This window comes from Bacteroides caecigallinarum, assembly GCF_016901995.1.
In the GTDB taxonomy this organism is placed as follows: domain Bacteria; phylum Bacteroidota; class Bacteroidia; order Bacteroidales; family Bacteroidaceae; genus Phocaeicola; species Phocaeicola cellulolyticus.
Map to the genome: position 1 here is coordinate 1 of NZ_JACJLE010000067.1, position 15,700 is coordinate 15,700.

At 39.7% G+C, this 15,700-nt stretch carries 12 protein-coding genes; 3 read left to right on the top strand and 9 right to left on the bottom strand.

Annotated elements, in window-relative coordinates; genetic code table 11:
- Together H6A61_RS13770 and H6A61_RS13775 are read left to right on the top strand one after the other, a co-directional pair.
- Nucleotides 1-566 (top strand): PD-(D/E)XK nuclease domain-containing protein (locus H6A61_RS13770; protein ID WP_204394415.1); only part of this gene is annotated, 566 nt, incomplete at its 5' end.
- Nucleotides 567-617: 51 nt separating this feature from the next.
- Nucleotides 618-1,115 carry a DUF2007 domain-containing protein gene (locus H6A61_RS13775; RefSeq protein ID WP_204394416.1) on the top strand — a complete coding sequence of 166 codons (498 nt, stop codon included), beginning with the start codon at nt 618-620 and terminating at the stop codon, nt 1,113-1,115.
- 154 nt (nt 1,116-1,269) lie between these two features.
- On the opposite strand, the gene H6A61_RS13780 is transcribed toward H6A61_RS13775, so the two are convergent.
- The 9 genes from H6A61_RS13780 to H6A61_RS13820 form a co-directional block, all read right to left on the bottom strand.
- A complete protein-coding gene (locus H6A61_RS13780; protein WP_154043057.1) occupies nt 1,270-1,626 on the bottom strand; it encodes a DUF4377 domain-containing protein in 357 nt (118 codons plus the stop codon).
- A gap of 81 nt (nt 1,627-1,707) precedes the next feature.
- The gene (gene lgt / locus H6A61_RS13785) at nt 1,708-2,547 is read right to left on the bottom strand and encodes a prolipoprotein diacylglyceryl transferase (RefSeq protein WP_204394417.1); all 840 of its coding nucleotides are present in this window, start codon (nt 2,545-2,547) and stop codon (nt 1,708-1,710) included.
- Between the two features lie 41 nt (nt 2,548-2,588).
- Nucleotides 2,589-3,155, bottom strand: a complete 567-nt coding sequence (locus H6A61_RS13790; protein WP_204394418.1) for a DUF4840 domain-containing protein — start codon at nt 3,153-3,155, stop codon at nt 2,589-2,591.
- Nucleotides 3,156-3,326: 171 nt separating this feature from the next.
- Complete coding sequence (locus H6A61_RS13795; RefSeq protein ID WP_204394419.1) at nt 3,327-5,657, bottom strand: outer membrane beta-barrel protein; 2,331 nt, start codon at nt 5,655-5,657, stop codon at nt 3,327-3,329.
- A 19-nt stretch (nt 5,658-5,676) separates the two neighbouring features.
- Nucleotides 5,677-8,004 carry an outer membrane beta-barrel family protein gene (locus H6A61_RS13800; RefSeq protein ID WP_239469232.1) on the bottom strand — a complete coding sequence of 776 codons (2,328 nt, stop codon included), beginning with the start codon at nt 8,002-8,004 and terminating at the stop codon, nt 5,677-5,679.
- A gap of 189 nt (nt 8,005-8,193) precedes the next feature.
- Complete coding sequence (locus tag H6A61_RS13805; RefSeq protein ID WP_204394420.1) at nt 8,194-10,056, bottom strand: tetratricopeptide repeat protein; 1,863 nt, start codon at nt 10,054-10,056, stop codon at nt 8,194-8,196.
- A gap of 150 nt (nt 10,057-10,206) precedes the next feature.
- Nucleotides 10,207-12,531, bottom strand: a complete 2,325-nt coding sequence (locus tag H6A61_RS13810) for a TonB-dependent receptor domain-containing protein (protein WP_204394421.1) — start codon at nt 12,529-12,531, stop codon at nt 10,207-10,209.
- Between the two features lie 282 nt (nt 12,532-12,813).
- Nucleotides 12,814-13,590 (bottom strand): hypothetical protein, encoded by a 777-nt coding sequence (locus tag H6A61_RS13815; protein WP_204394423.1) that lies wholly within the window; start codon nt 13,588-13,590, stop codon nt 12,814-12,816.
- A gap of 30 nt (nt 13,591-13,620) precedes the next feature.
- The gene (locus H6A61_RS13820) at nt 13,621-14,577 is read right to left on the bottom strand and encodes a tetratricopeptide repeat protein (RefSeq protein WP_204394425.1); all 957 of its coding nucleotides are present in this window, start codon (nt 14,575-14,577) and stop codon (nt 13,621-13,623) included.
- 153 nt (nt 14,578-14,730) lie between these two features.
- Here H6A61_RS13820 and H6A61_RS13825 point away from each other — a divergent pair.
- Nucleotides 14,731-15,700, top strand: a 970-nt coding sequence (locus tag H6A61_RS13825; protein ID WP_204394427.1) for an AAA family ATPase, incomplete at its 3' end; no start/stop codon positions are given.

A 15,700-nucleotide genomic window follows, 5' to 3' on the forward strand; every position in this document is an offset into this window, starting at 1 on the left:
TGCCTATGATATATCAAAGCGGATATCTTACAATAAAGGCTTACGACAGAGATTTCAATACCTTCCTTCTTGATTTCCCGAACAATGAAGTAAAGGGGGGATTCCTTACAATGGTAGCCTCGTCATATCTGCAACCATCAGAAGAAACAGGCAGTTGGATAAGAAGCCTTGTTATAGCACTGCGCAAAGGAGAGGTGGAGCAGGTACGCGAGCTGTTCACTTCTTTCCTCTCCGGCATCCCTTACACAATGCGCCGCAAGGAAAACGAAGTGGAGCGTGAACGGTATTTCCAATATACCTTCTATCTCATTATGCGTCTGGTGAGTGTTTATACCGTCTATGCCGAGAAGGTGCAGAGCCAGGGACGTGTGGACTGCATAGTGGAAACATCGGACTATGTATATATCTTTGAGTTCAAACTGGACGGTACGGCCCAAGAGGCGCTTCAGCAGATAGAGGAAAAAGGATATGCACGTGAATATGCAGCCGATAGCCGCAAAGTTTATAAGATTGGTGCATCATTCTCTTCTGAGACCGGCACAATTAGCGACTGGACAGTAAATTAGAGAAGTATTACTGAATTCTGAGAGTCATGCAATAACCATAATGAATGTAATATGAATGAAAAACTTCTTATAAAATGTGATACTACTATTTTTGCAGACGAGATTACAGATTTGCTTGTTGAAAATAATATCGTTTCTCGCCAGCATGATGAGGGGCAAGACCAAAGGCCTGGTGCTTATGGTCCTATTACCGGTATTGCGATATATGTTTTTGAGAAAGATTATGAAAAGGCAGTTGAGATAATAAATCTTATTGTTGACAAGAGAAATAAATCTCATATCTGGTGCCCTAAATGTGGAAGCTACAATGTATCAGCTATAGCCGTAAATAATAAATACGGAACTGCTATAACATTATTATGCATCTTTCTTATTCTTATTCCTGGGATTTATCTTGTTTGGGCAAATGATTTTGGCCTCAGATCAACTATTGCGGATTATATAGCATTGTCTATGTTCATTTCGTTTCTTGTAATTGCATTTTTCGGAAAAATTTCCAATGCCAATTATATATGTAAAGATTGCAATAAAAGGTTTAGCCATAAATGATTTTGCGTAACAGTTACCCAGTCTACACAGTACTAACAAATTCTTGAAGATCGTAGGTCGTTACCTGCAGATGGATAGTGCAGATGATAATGAGATAGATAAAATATAAGCGACTAAGCTCAATCTTAGCCGCTTTTATTTATATTCATTATCTTTATTTTTCTTGTTCTGTTATAATCTCTATCAGTTTGTATCTGACATCGCTATCATCAGCAGGTGGATTTGCTAAAGTCGTTTTTTCAACCTTAAGAGTGTATTCAAAACCTTTCTTATATACAAATCCTTCTATGCCATTTAAGGGTAGTTTTGAATAGCTTGAATTTCCTTCTTCTTTAATAAGCATACATTCTACTGGAGTATCGCTTCCCCAAGGAATATAAGTATCAGTTTCCGCAGACACATACATTTTTATTGTTTCTACTTTGTCTGTCATATCATCTTTATCACAACTGATAGAGGCAAATGTAAACAGGAACAGCATCAGTATTCCAAATAAATTCTTTGTTTTCATGTTACTTTGATTATAGTAGTTTATAGTTTTGCAATAACTCTTATTTTCTGCACTGTTTATCGGTTATCTTATTTGTTATAGTTATCTTTTGGATGACTGTATATAACTACGCAAAATTAGGTATAGACCTAATACAATAAAAGGGATACTCAAAACTTGTCCCATATTGAAAAACATCGAATTTTCGAAACCTTTTTGATTTTCCTTTGTGTATTCTAAAAGAAATCTCATGAGAAAAATGGCAAAAATACTAAAGCCAAAATAGAAATAACTTCCGACTTTAAACAACTGTCTTTTATATTTGTATAGAGAATAAGCTATCAGGAAAATAATAAAATAGCTTATTGACTCATAAAGCTGTGAAGGATGTCTTGGTAAATCGTCAACGTATCTGAATATAAAAGCCCATGGCAAATCTGTCGGACGTCCAATAATTTCAGAGTTCATTAAATTTGAGATTCTTATAAAAGCTCCCCCTAATGGAGCCAAGATAGCTATGATGTCTATTATCTTCGGGAATGGAATATGAATCTTCCGTGAGTATAATAACATGGCAATGAACAAACCTATTGCACCTCCGTGGCTTGCCAATCCTTTGTATCCTATAAACTCGTAAACTCCATTAGCATTTTCTCTAAATGGTATAAATATTTCAATTATATGAGAAGAAAAATATTCAAAGTCATAAAATAGACAGTGACCAAGTCTTGCACCTCCGAAAATACCAATAACAGCATATATAAAAAGTTTCTCCATTGCATCAGGAGTATAAATCTTCTCCTTCTTGTATATATGGCCAATTATGTAATAACATAAGACAAGTCCAGTAACAAAAATCAAACCATAATATTGAATCTTAACCGGACCAAGACTAAATATAACAGGATCTATATCCCAATTTATGTATAATATTGGATTCATTGTATTTGAAATTTATAATTCTGTATTTACATTACTTTTTACTATTCATAATTACCTCTAAAGTGGTAAACTAAACGTGGAAAATCTTCATATTTCTTTCCATCAACCCATAATTCCAGAGGAGAGATATTAAACATTATGAAATTATGTCCTACTTCAGCGTCCCCACCAAAAGTCTGAGCAAAAACAATCCGAATAGAAGGAGGTGCTCCATAACCGCCTAATACGTCGACATCCTTAGGTCGCAATCCAAAATTTATATTCCAACCGTCACTCTGATGAAAATCATAACCAGCAACAACTTCCACCTCTCCAATTTCACGCAGGCGCTCCGTCAGGCCTTCATCTGAAATCAGTTCTACATATGGTAATAATGACATATTGAATTTGAGTGAATCGCGTGAAACAGCTATTGCATTCTGAAGTTCTGTTATACTTGAACCTTTATAATAGTCTACTTGTACAGTGCCATGATAGGTTCCTTTCATGTCGAATAGCATCTGTTGTATTTCTTCTTTAGAAAACCCCTCTTCGTCTTTGTTGCAACTTGTAAGGTTAAGCACACTAAGGAACAATATCAGTATTCCAAATAGATTTTTTGTTTTCATAATACTTTAATTAACTCAATTTTTTGTACTGGATTATCATTCAAATCAGCTAATATCGCAAATATAGTGTTTATAATCTAATACGGATTCTATCCTCCATTTTTTTTTGTAAAAAAGAGTCTAATATTCTGCTAATTATAACATTATATCTATGGTACTTACATTTTACTCTTACATACGATTCTTCTGGCTCTCCCCTGCTCCTGTTCCTTTGTACTTGCTCTTGGTTGTATTAAACTTATAGCGGACAGTTAACCGAACCGTACAGTTGTTGGGTTCTTCAGTCATGTGCATGGTCTGCATATTGCTTACATACATCATAAAATCACGCTTATAGCTGTTAAACAGGTTTGTTGCGTCCAGACGGATATTCAGCTTGTCATTGAGAAGACTCTTCTGCAATGCCATATCCATTCTCCAGGAAGGTTTAAGGAATCTGCCGTTCTTCATGTTTCCCTTGCTTGTGTACATTAAATCCGCATCCAGCATAAAGCCCAAAGGCAGACTCAGATTGTTGTTCCATATAATCGTACCCATAGGATTGTCCAGACTGAGGTTGCCTTGCGGAGTCTCTATGTCATACCACTGCTTGTTCAGCTGGAAGCGCCATTGCGGTTTCCAGATACCGATAGTAGGAGAAAGTGTCACACCGGCAAAAATCTTGTCGTATGCTTCAGCGTTGGCAAGTGACATCAGCATGATTGTAGGATCATTCTCGTCATACAGACTGGTTACATTGAGGATATCGTTCTTTACCCGGTTATATCCTACAGACAGTTGCAACCAGCGGTATGTAGCTCCCAAAGTAAGGTTATGCGTAAACTTAGGGTCAAGTAGCGGATTTCCGGTTTCATAGGTATATTTGTTTATCAGCAGAACGCTGCTTCTCAAATCCCAATAGGAAGGTCTGGATATATCAGTGCGGTATGCCAGCTGAAAATTCACACGGCTGACGGGAAATGCAATGGAAAGTGTAGGGAACAGATTACTGAAGTCCTTGCTTTGCTCATCCACACGGATATCTTTCTCAAAATAATCGGAAGCATTATACTCGTATCTCAATCCAGCCAAAGCCTGTACGCTGCCAAACTTCCGGCTGTATTCCACAAAAGCCGCACCCATATTCTCGCGAATCCGACTGTCATCGTCCGAAACAATTCCTTCCGGATTCAGGTTGATGTTCCTTCGGTTGGTATAAGTATATTCACCACCAAACGACAATTCACCGCCCCACAACGGTCTGGAAAGAATCAGTCTTGCAGCATAAAGCGTGTTGTCTATGTCATTGAAGATAGATACATAGCGATTGTTATCGCTTCCGTCAGCCAGTTCTGTCTTTTCATCAAGATAGCTTGCCTTGTCACTCTTATCCCAATATCCGTCCAGGTTCAAGTCTATGCTCCAGCCCTTGACTCTGCCGTTATAATAGGCATTCACCTGATGATATTCGGAACCATTGTCTATGATATTTGGGCTGTATGTTTTTTCCGACAAAGCACCGTCACGATACACATCCGTATTGGTTTCCATCAAGGCATTTGAATAAGGAGTCTTGTGATAATCGTAGCGTATTCCTAAAGCCGAATGCTCATTGAAGGTATAGTTTACGGCTAACCGGGCGTTAAAGTTTTTGGAAGTCCAGTCATTGAATGTTGTGGATTTCTGTTGCCAGTGTTCCTGCAAATAACTATCCTGAACCAGCTCCTTACTTATCCACCCATACATTCTTGAACCATACAGCATACCGGACAAATCCCAACCATCCTTTCGGTAATTGAAGTTCAGCTGTTCCAATGCACTCCAGTCTCTATTGTACTGGAACATGGCACGGTTATCAAAGCCGAATCCTTCGCCTTCCGCTTTCTTGGTGATGATGCGTATTACGGAGGTTACTTCCGCTCCGTATCTTGCTCCTGGATTATTTACCACCTCAACGGACTTTATATTCTCTGCCGAAAGTCTGTCCAATTCAGAGTTGTCAAGTAGTTTCCGGCCATTGACATAAATCTCAGGAGTACCACGACCGAAAACATTGATTTCGCCATCTCTCGAGGTAACATTAGGTATCTTGTCAAGCATCTGTTCCGCAGTTCCGGCTTTTTCCAAAGCAGTACCGGCCACTCCAGTTACCATGGCATCTCCCTTGATACGTGTCACAGGAAGATTACCTTTTACCACCACTTCACCAAGCATCTGTGCATCCGATACGAGCTGTATGATACCTATATTTGCCGGAGATACAGGCTTACAAACGGTTCTATATCCGATGGATGATATTTTCACTATCTGATTTTCCGATGTTGTCTCCAGTGTGAAAGAACCATCCTCACAGCTGATGGTTCCACTCACAAACGCCGAATCCGGTAGCGAGAGTAGCACCACATTGGCGTAAGGCAACGGCTGGCTGTTCTCGTCAATCAGCTTTCCGCTAACTGTCTGAACGGATACTCCAACTGAAACAACGGCACAGACAGATATGAAAAATGTTCTAATTATCCTCATTTTTATAGTCTTAAATGTTTTACAAACGGCTTTTCTGGCTATCCCCTGCTCCGGTTCCTTTGTACTTACTCTTTGCTGCATTGAACTTATAACGTAGGGTCAAACCTACACTGCGGCGAACTTCCTGATTTATCGTCATAACCCTGTTTCCGCTATACAAAACAGTTTTGGCAGCGCTGGAATTGAACAAGTCATCAGCCTGAAGCCTGATACTCAGACGTTCATTAAAGAAACTTTTGTATAAACCCACATTAGCATACCAGCAACCTTCAGCTACATACGCATTTTCATTATCTCCCGGAGTATCTGCTCCCAAATCTATATCCAGTCCAAATCCGAGCGGCAAACTGAAGTGATTACGGAACGTAAACGACCCAATAGGATTATTAAAATTTTCCACGCCACCGGGTACATCTACTTTGTACCACTGCTGAAGTAACATAAGCGTAAGCTGAGGAGACCATATACCTATAGTTGGAGCAAGTGTCAAACTGGAATAAAGTTTATCCGACCCATACCTGTTGTAATAACTGAACAAAGAAACAGTCGGGTCATCTTCCGAATAAGCCTGATTAAGTTGAATGATTGCGTCACGACCATGAATATAACGCGTATTGAAATACAACCATTTGTACGAAAGATTAAACGAAAGCCTGTTTATAACCGAAGGTCGCAAAAACGGATTTCCGCCTTCGTAAGTATAACGGTTTACATACGTAGTACTACTTCGGAGCATCCAGTAAGGAGGACGGTAAATGCTTCCGGTATAACTCAGCTGCAACTGGGCCTTGCCTACAGGCAGCGAAAGAGAAACGGAAGGGAACACATTATCGTATGTGCGGCTCTGTTCGTCTATTCGCTTTCCTTCCTCGTAGTAATCCGATGCCAGATGCTCATATCGTACTCCTGCCCTTACCTGTAACCGGCTGATACGGAAACCGTATTCTGCAAAAATAGCAAAACTGTTTTCGCAGATGCGACTTTCGTCATCATCCAGAATTCCCTCAACATTCCTATAACTGTTCAGACGATTAGTATAAGTATATTCACTGCCTAACGAGAAATTTCCTTTCCATAACGGATGTTCCGCCACAAGTTTTGCCGCATACAGTGTATTTTTATCATTGCTCTCACTGGTAACAGTCTGTTCTTTCCGTTCACCGTCTGCCGAAAGAATTTCTTCCAGCATTTCCTGCGGTATTCTGTTTTTCTGCCAAATCCCGTCTGCATTAAAGTCAATATGCCAGTCTCCCACCTGTCCGTTATAATAAGTATTCAGCGTATGCCCTGAACTTACATGATTCTGCCATCCCCCGCTGTTGCTTTTCTCATAAGGGATATTGTTCTGAGCTACATCCGTCTGCATATCAATATCATCGTGAAATTTAGGAGTGCGGTCATAATTATAACGCATACCCAATGAATGGTTTTCATTAAACTGGTAATTGAGTGACAGCATTGCAGCTATGTTCTGAATATGTTTCCAGTTATACAAATAAGATTTCTGTGTCCATGTGCGGTCCAGAAAAGTTTCCTGTTCGATGTGTTTGTTGTTTTCGCTGCGTCTGTCATTACCCGAAATCATACCCGACAAATCAAAGCCTCCCTTACGATAATTGAAATCAAATACATCGTTTACCGTCCAGTCATAACGATACTCTGTATAGAAACGGTTATCGAAACCGAAACCTTCTCCTTGCGGCTTCTTGGTTTTGATTCGGATAACGGCATTCACTGTCGCGTCATAGCGCGAACCGGGATTATTCACCACTTCCACACTTTTGATGTTGTCGGAAGAAAGCTGGGCCAGTTCGGAATTGTTACGCACCTTACGACCGTTAATATAAATCTCCGGAGCACCAGCACCGAACACACGGACTTCTCCATTATCGGCTGATACCCCAGGAAGCTTGTCCAACAAATCCTCCCCTGTCCCTGCTTTTTCAAGGATACTTCCCTGCACAGTAGTAACCATTGCATCACCTTTCAGCTGCATCTTGGGCAAATCAGCTTTCACCACCACTTCTCCAAGCATCTGTGCATCCGAAACAAGCTGCACGATACCGATATTGGCAGGTGATACCGACTTATATACTGTCTTATATCCGATAGATGATATTTTCACTATCTGGTTTTCAGATGTTGCCTCCAGTGTAAAAGAACCGTCTTCACCGCTGATTGTTCCACTAACAAAAGCAGAATCCGGCAGCGACAGCAATACCACATTGGCGTATGGCAACGGCTGTCTATTCTCGTCAACCAATTTTCCGCTTACGGTCTGTGCGGATAAAATTACCGGCAAGAAGACCATTAAAGATGTAAATAAAAAAGTTTTAATCGCTTTCATTATAAAGATACTTTTTAGGTTATTATTGCTCATGGTTTATATCTACGAATGCAAAGTTAGAACATATAACAATACACCATTTAAAAAGTATCTCTACATTTAGCTATTAACAAAATACGGCATAATGCACTAATTATATGCGCATTATGCCGTATTATACAACTATGTCAATCTCTACATTTTCTATTTTCAGAACTCTGCCACCCACCTATCTAGCGTCATATCCTCATTAAGACCGCCTTCCAACGATTCACTCAAATGCTTCTTCAGACGGAACTTCTTCTGGGATACAGAAGAGACACTCACACCGAATATCTCAGACATCTGGGTGTTGCTGAAACGGAGCTTGATCAGGATGCAAAGATGAAGTTCCTGCTTAGTCAGTGTCGGACAGATAACCTGAAGACGGCTCACGAAATTGCCATACGTACTTTCGCACATTTGCTCCAGAGCCTCCCATTCCATATCATCCAGAACACGGCATTTCTCCCTAAGTTCCTTCACAAGGCTGTCGTTGTCCACAACATAGTCGGCAAGCATACGTTCACGCTGCTTCAGGTTAAAATTCTCTTCTGATATGCTACGGAACTTCTCCGTATCACGGCGGGCCTTGTCAAGTTTAGAGGTATATTCGGCAATATGCTGTTGCAGAGTGGCTATATTTTCAGACAGCCTGCCATTCTCTGACTGAAGACTGTCTATCTGTTCACGGTATGAATCTATATCTTCAGAATTAACTTCCTGGCGTGATATCTGCTCCTGCAGTTCGTCCATATAGCGGTTGTTCTGCATGAGACGTGTCTCATATTCGTGCAGTTGAAGCATGTAGTCCTGCAGCTGTTCAGACTGTTTGCGGATGGTAGTTTCCTTACGGACAAGACGTTTCTGGTAAAAATATGCTACAACAGCTATAACCACAATCAGGCATATCGTGATGATGAACAGCAAACGCTGCGCATCTGCCTTCTCCAGCTTCAGACGCTGCTGTTCAGTGATGAGTTTCTGATGGTCGTACTTCTCTTTATAGGCGATGATTTCCTTGCCTTTGTCTAAGGACATGACAGAGTCGGTATAGAAAAGAAGTGAATCGCAATAGGTCTTCAGGTATTGGTGATATTTAGAGTTATCGCATAATCTATACAAATATCTATAAACAGATTCTTTAGTATAAACATTATCAGTATTCAATGCTTTGTTTAAATAATAGAAAGCAGAATCTAACTTACCTAAACTAAACAAATTCTTTCCTATTAATGAATTTGAACGATATTTTACAGGGAATGGTCGCAAAATACTCAAAGATTTCTCATATTCACAGCTGTTAGTATATACCAAAGCGGTTTCATGTTGCACACCATAATAATACTCATCATTTTCAAGTCCAAGCTCCAATGCAATCTCCATGCATTTCTGATAAGTTTCTATCGCTGCAGGCAGTTTATCCAAAAGACAATAGCATCTGGCCAGATATTGCAATGATCCCATCTGGTACCTTTTATTAGAATCTTTCACTGCATAATCGTATGCTTTAGAACAAGCGTCAAAGGCATATTCCTCAAAATCACGATATAAATAAAGCTTTCCTAGAGAAGACATTATCAGATATCCAGTCTTATAATCGTCTGTTTTCTCCACCTCTGTTTTGCCTTCCAGATAATACTGCATGGCGTCCTCTATATTCCCTAAATTATAGTTTATATTACCCATATAAAGGGCTGACATCGCCTTTCTGCGGGCATTATCGGTTGGCTTGTAATAATCGTATGCTATCCTAACAAGGGAATCTGAAGAGATTTTTATCAGCTGTTTTACCTTTGCCTGTGTCACCAGCAGACACCACAGCGCATGGTTTTCCTTATCCCGGCGTGCTGAAGGCATCGGCATGGCTTCCAGGATATGAAGCGCACTGTCCGGATGATCAAACATCACGGATTCAGCGTGAGCCAGTTCCGGAAGCAGTGTTTTCTCCGTGCCGTTTCCGCCGCATTGGATATTAAAAAGGACTGTAAAAGCAATCAGAATGTACAGAATATAGTGGGTTATCTTTCTCATTTTACAAAAATTTCCTGCAAAAATAAGAATATTCCGGCACTGTACACATTAGTGTGCGCATTTTGTTAGATGAAAAGGGCAGCCTTAATGACTAAAGCCACCCTAATCTGAATTTAAGAGAGTTTTTAAACTAATTGAATCAATATATATTTACATACGGCTCTTCTGGCTTGCTCCTGCTCCGGTACCTTTGTATTTGCTTTTGGTCGCATTAAACTTATAACGCATTGTCAGAGATATTTGTCTGAAATTAGAAATGTAATCTGTAGCAGTTTTTATCCCGCTATAAACAGTACAATCAAAATCATTCGTCTCAAGCAGATTATACACCTGCAGCTGAAGGCTAAGTCTTTCCTTGAAGAAACTCTTGTACAAACCCATTGAGAGGTCAAATGGAGTGTTCGTCATATATTGGTTCTGTGAATGCCCCTTCGTATAATAGGAAGCACTTACATCAAACAGAAATCCTGCCGGCAGTGTAAAGCTGTTACGCCAAATGACAAATGCTCTGGGTTTATTTAGTGTAATTTTTCCGTAATGACCATCCATTGTAAACCATTGTTTATATACTTGTGCCGTAAGTTGCGGACTCCACCATCCTATGGTTGGTGATAAAGTGACCGCCGCTGTAATGTTATCATACGGTTCGGCATTTATAATATTCAATAATGAAATGGTAGGATTATCTTCCGAATACGGTTCGCAAATCTGTATAATATCATCTTTTACACGATTGTAAGTAAACTGGAAGTTTATCCATTTGTATGATGCAGACAGTATCAAATTCTGGTTTATGACAGGTTTAAGGAATGGATTACCTGTCTGGTAGGTGTATTTGTTGCTGTAGTATATGTTGCTACGAAGCAAATCGTATGAAGGGCGTGTTATACCGCTGCTGTAACTTAGCTGAAATTGTGTTTTCCCTATAGGAAAATTTATATTAACCGAAGGGAATACGTTATTGAAGTCCCGGCTTTGCTCGTCCATCCTTTGCCCTTGCTCGTAATAATTGAAATTCACATTTTCGTATCGTACGCCTGCCTGTACATCTATTTTACCGAACGAACGCGAATAATCTATGAAAGCGGCTGTTGAACCTTCTTTTATCCGGCTGTCATCATTGTCGAGGATACCTTCCTTGTTTGTATAGACATTGGTTCGGTCAGTATGTGAATATTCACCACCGAACGACAGGCTACCCTGCCACAAAGGATATGACAGAACAAGCTTCGATGCATACAGTGTTCCGTCGTTTTTATTAAATATATTTACTTCTGTCTCGGTATCACCATTGGTTATTTCTCTTGTATTCATGCTCTCTTCCTTTGTATTCCATAAACCATCAGCATTGAAATCAATGTTCCAGTCGCCTATCTGTCCGTTATAGTAATAGTTCAGGCTATGTCTGGTAGAAGGATCTCCTCCCAACATTGTACTTACATTGTTTTCATACAGTTCACCATCGGAATATACATCTGTTTTTAAACGCCAGTCAGTTACCGAGTTGAAGTTTCTGTCTATATCATAACGTACCCCCATAGAGTGTTTTTCATTGAACTGATAATTCAGCGAAATGATACCCTGTACATTGCTATGTGCATTCTTGCCGTAAGTGGCATCTATATTCTGGTACCACAGTTTGTCAAGATATGTGGTCATTCCCATCATCTGGTTGTTGCCATAACGGAATCTTCCTCCAAACAGCGTTCCGGACAAATCGAAACCATTCTTCCGGTAATTAAAATTGTATTGGTCGAAAGTTGTCCACCCGTATGTTCTCCTGTGTCTGGTCACAAAACGGTTATTGAAACCAAAGCCATCGCCCACAGCCTTTTTGGTTACGATACGAATTACGGCTTTCACGGAAGCATCATATCTTGCTCCCGGATTTTTCACAACTTCCACACGTTTAATCTGATCGGAAGACAAGCGGTCCAGCTCTGAATTGTCGCGTACCTTACGACCGTTGATATAGATTTCAGGAGTTCCCGAACCAAATACATTTACTTCATCATCTCCGGCAGAAACACCTGGAATTTTATTAAGTAAATCCTCCCCTGTCCCTGCTTTTTCAAGGATACTACCCTGCACAGTAGTAACCATTGCATCACCTTTCAGCTGCATTTTGGGCAAATCACCTTTTACTACTACTTCACCAAGCATCTGTGCGTCAGACACGAGCTGCACAATACCAATATTGGCAGGAGAAGTTGGTTTATACACAGTCTTATATCCGATGGAGGATATTTTCACTATCTGGTTTTCCGATGTTGCTTCCATAGTGAAAAATCCGTCCTCTCCGCTGATGGTTCCGCTAACAAAAGCAGAATCAGGCAAGGATAAAAGCACTACATTGGCGTATGATAAAGGTTGATTCTTCTCGTCAACCAGTTTTCCGCTTACGGTCTGTGCGGATAGACCTATCGACAAGAAAACCATTAAAGATGTTAATAAAAAAGTTTTAATCGCTTTCATTATAAAGATACTTTTTAGGTTATTATTGCTCATGGTTTATATCTCCGAATGCAAAATTAGAACATATAACAATACACCATTTAAAAAGTATCTCTACATTTAGCCATTAACAAAATACGGCATAATACACTGATTATATGCGTATTATGCCATATTATACGATTATATCAATCTCTACATTTTCTTTTTTCAGAACTCCACCACCCATCTGTCGAGTGTCATTTCCTCAGGAAAACCGCCTTCCAACGAATCACTCAAATGCTTCTTCAGACGGAACTTTTTCTAGGATACGGAAGAGACACTCACACCGAATATCTCCGACATCTGAGTGTTGCTGAAACGGAGCTTGATCAGAATACAAAGATGAAGCTCCTGCTTTGTCAGTGTCGGACAGATGCTCTGCATACGGCTCACAAAATTGCCGTACGTACTTTCGCACATTTGCTCCAGAGTCTCCCATTCCATATCATCAAGAACACGGCTTTTCTCTCTAAGTTCCTTAACCAATCTGTCATTGTCCACAACATAGTCGGCAAGCATACGCTCACGCTGCTTCAGGTTAAGATTCTCTTCTGATATGCTACGGAACTTCTCAGTATCACGGCGGACCTTGTCAAGTTTTAAAGTATATTCGGCAATGTGATTTTGCAGAGTGGCTATATTTTCAGACAGTCTGCCATTCTCTGACTGAAGACTGTCTATCTGTTCACGGTATGATTCTATATCTTCAGAATTAACTTCCTGGCGTGATATCTGCTCCTGCAGTTCCTCCATATAGCGGTTGTTCTGCATGAGGCGTGTCTCGTATTCGTGAAGTTGAAGCATGTAGTCCTGCATCTGTTCAGACTGTTTGCGGATAGTAGTTTCCTTACGGACAAGACGTTTCTGGTAAAAATATGCTACAACAGCTATAACCACAATCAGGCATATCGTGATGATGAACATCATACGTTGCGCATCTGCCTTCTCCAGCTTCAGACGCTGCTGCTCAGTGATGAGTTTCTGGTGGTCATACTTCTCTTTATATGCGATGATTTCCTTGCCTTTATCTAAGGACATGACAGAGTCGGTATAAAAAAGAAGTGAATCTCAAAACTCTTTCATGTATATATTTAATTCTGAATCACAAGATAACTGATACAACGTTTTATAGACAGAACGTTTCGTATATACGTTATCGGTTCTTAATGATTTTTTTAAATAATAAAAAGCTGAATCTAACTTAGACAGACATAAATATATTTGTCCTCGCAACAAATAGGTTTGAGAAGAAGGTTGTAATGTTTGTACTACCTCAAGAGATTCATAAAATCTTTTTTGAGCAATATAAACCAAAGCCAATTCTTGCTGTACAACAGCATAAAAATCATTATTCTTTAATTTTAAAGCCAGCTCTGCACTTTGTTCATATACATGTTCAGCTTTATCCAGATTATTCAATAAGCAATAACATCTTGCTAAATATTGTAAAGAAACCATCTGATAGCGCAAATTCGAATCTTTAACAGAATAATTATATGCACTTTGACAAGCTTCAAACGCATAATCGATAAGATTACGATATAAATATATTCTTCCTAATCCTGACATTACCAAATAGCCCAATTTATAATCATTGGTCTTCTCAATTTCAGTCTTGGCCTCTAAATAAAATCTGACAGACTCTTCAATATTACCTAGATTATAATTCACCCCTCCCATGTAAAGAGCAGACATCGCTTTTCTAAGGGTATTATCAGAAGGTTTATAATACTCGTATGCTATACTCACAAGTGAATCAGAAGAAATTTTCATCATTTGTTTATACATAGCCTGTGTAGTCAGCAGACACCACAATGCATGGTTCTCCTTATCCCAGCGTGCAGAAGGCATCGGCATTGACTTCAAGATGTGCAATGCACTGTCCGGGTGGTCAAACATCACGGATTCAGCGTGAGCCAGTTCCGGAAGCAGTGTTTTCTCCGTGCCGTTTCCGCCGCATTGGATATTAAAAAGGACTGTAAAAGCAATCAGGATGTACAGAATATAGTGGGTTATCTTTCTCATTTTACAAAAATTTCCTGCAAAAATAAGAATATTCCGGCACTATACACATTAGTGTGCACATTTTGTTAAGAATAAGGAAAAGACATATTAATTAATGACGTGAAAGTACAATTTTTTATTTACCTTTGTGTAAAGTACAAAAAGAATCAGGTTATGAAATTTCCAATTGGTATCCAAAGTTTTGAGCAAATTATAGAAGATGGGTATATATACATAGATAAAACTGATTTAATCTATGACCTTACTCACAACGGTAAGATTTATTTTCTTAGCCGTCCGCGACGTTTCGGAAAGAGCCTACTTGTCTCTACTCTGGAAAACTATTATTCAGGACGTAAGGAACTGTTTCGTGGTCTTGCCATAGAAAAGATGGAGACGGAATGGAACGAGTATCCCGTTTTCCATGTGGATTTCAATGCGACTAATTTTACCAATCCTGGAGAACTGGAGAAGAAACTTAACTTTTATCTGGCGGAATGGGAACAGAAGTACAATCTGCCCATACGTGAAAATGAATTGGGTCTTGGAGACCGCTTTATAAAGATTCTCGAGGCCGCTCATCTTCAGACTGGCCGACGCGCTGTGGTACTTGTAGATGAATACGACAAACCTATGCTTGATGTACTGGATGTGGATACCAATCTGGAGGATAAACACCGAAACATTCTGAAAGCTTTTTATTCCGTGTTTAAGGGAGCGGACAAGCATTTGCAATTCGTTTTGCTGACAGGGGTAACCAAGTTCTCGCAAGTAAGTGTGTTCAGCGGATTCAACCAGCCGAAAGATATAAGTATGGATATAAGGTATGAGGCTCTTTGCGGTATTACCCAGGAGGAGATTGGAAAATATTTTGCTGAACCTGTGTCGCAAATGGCAGTCGAATATCAGTGTACACCGGATGAAATGTATAAACTGTTGAAGAAACAATACGATGGGTACCACTTCAGCAAACGTATGACTGACATATATAACCCTTTCAGCTTGTTGAACGCTTTTGACAAAATGAGTATTGATGACTATTGGTTCAGCACAGGAACTCCCACATATCTTATTCGTCTGCTTAACCATTCGCATGAGAGAATGAACGAATTTACCGGAAAATATTACACTCCGGCAGAGTTTA

Bases quoted from the DNA above. Each gene is read 5' to 3' on its own strand.
- H6A61_RS13775 (WP_204394416.1), top strand. From the start codon at position 618: ATGAATGAAAAACTTCTTATAAAATGTGATACTACTATTTTTGCAGAC.
- H6A61_RS13780 (WP_154043057.1), bottom strand. From the start codon at position 1,626: ATGAAAACAAAGAATTTATTTGGAATACTGATGCTGTTCCTGTTTACA.
- lgt (WP_204394417.1), bottom strand. From the start codon at position 2,547: ATGAATCCAATATTATACATAAATTGGGATATAGATCCTGTTATATTT.
- H6A61_RS13790 (WP_204394418.1), bottom strand. From the start codon at position 3,155: ATGAAAACAAAAAATCTATTTGGAATACTGATATTGTTCCTTAGTGTG.
- H6A61_RS13795 (WP_204394419.1), bottom strand. From the start codon at position 5,657: ATGAGGATAATTAGAACATTTTTCATATCTGTCTGTGCCGTTGTTTCA.
- H6A61_RS13800 (WP_239469232.1), bottom strand. From the start codon at position 8,004: ATGAAAGCGATTAAAACTTTTTTATTTACATCTTTAATGGTCTTCTTG.
- H6A61_RS13805 (WP_204394420.1), bottom strand. From the start codon at position 10,056: ATGAGAAAGATAACCCACTATATTCTGTACATTCTGATTGCTTTTACA.
- H6A61_RS13810 (WP_204394421.1), bottom strand. From the start codon at position 12,531: ATGAAAGCGATTAAAACTTTTTTATTAACATCTTTAATGGTTTTCTTG.
- H6A61_RS13815 (WP_204394423.1), bottom strand. From the start codon at position 13,590: ATGTCCTTAGATAAAGGCAAGGAAATCATCGCATATAAAGAGAAGTAT.
- H6A61_RS13820 (WP_204394425.1), bottom strand. From the start codon at position 14,577: ATGAGAAAGATAACCCACTATATTCTGTACATCCTGATTGCTTTTACA.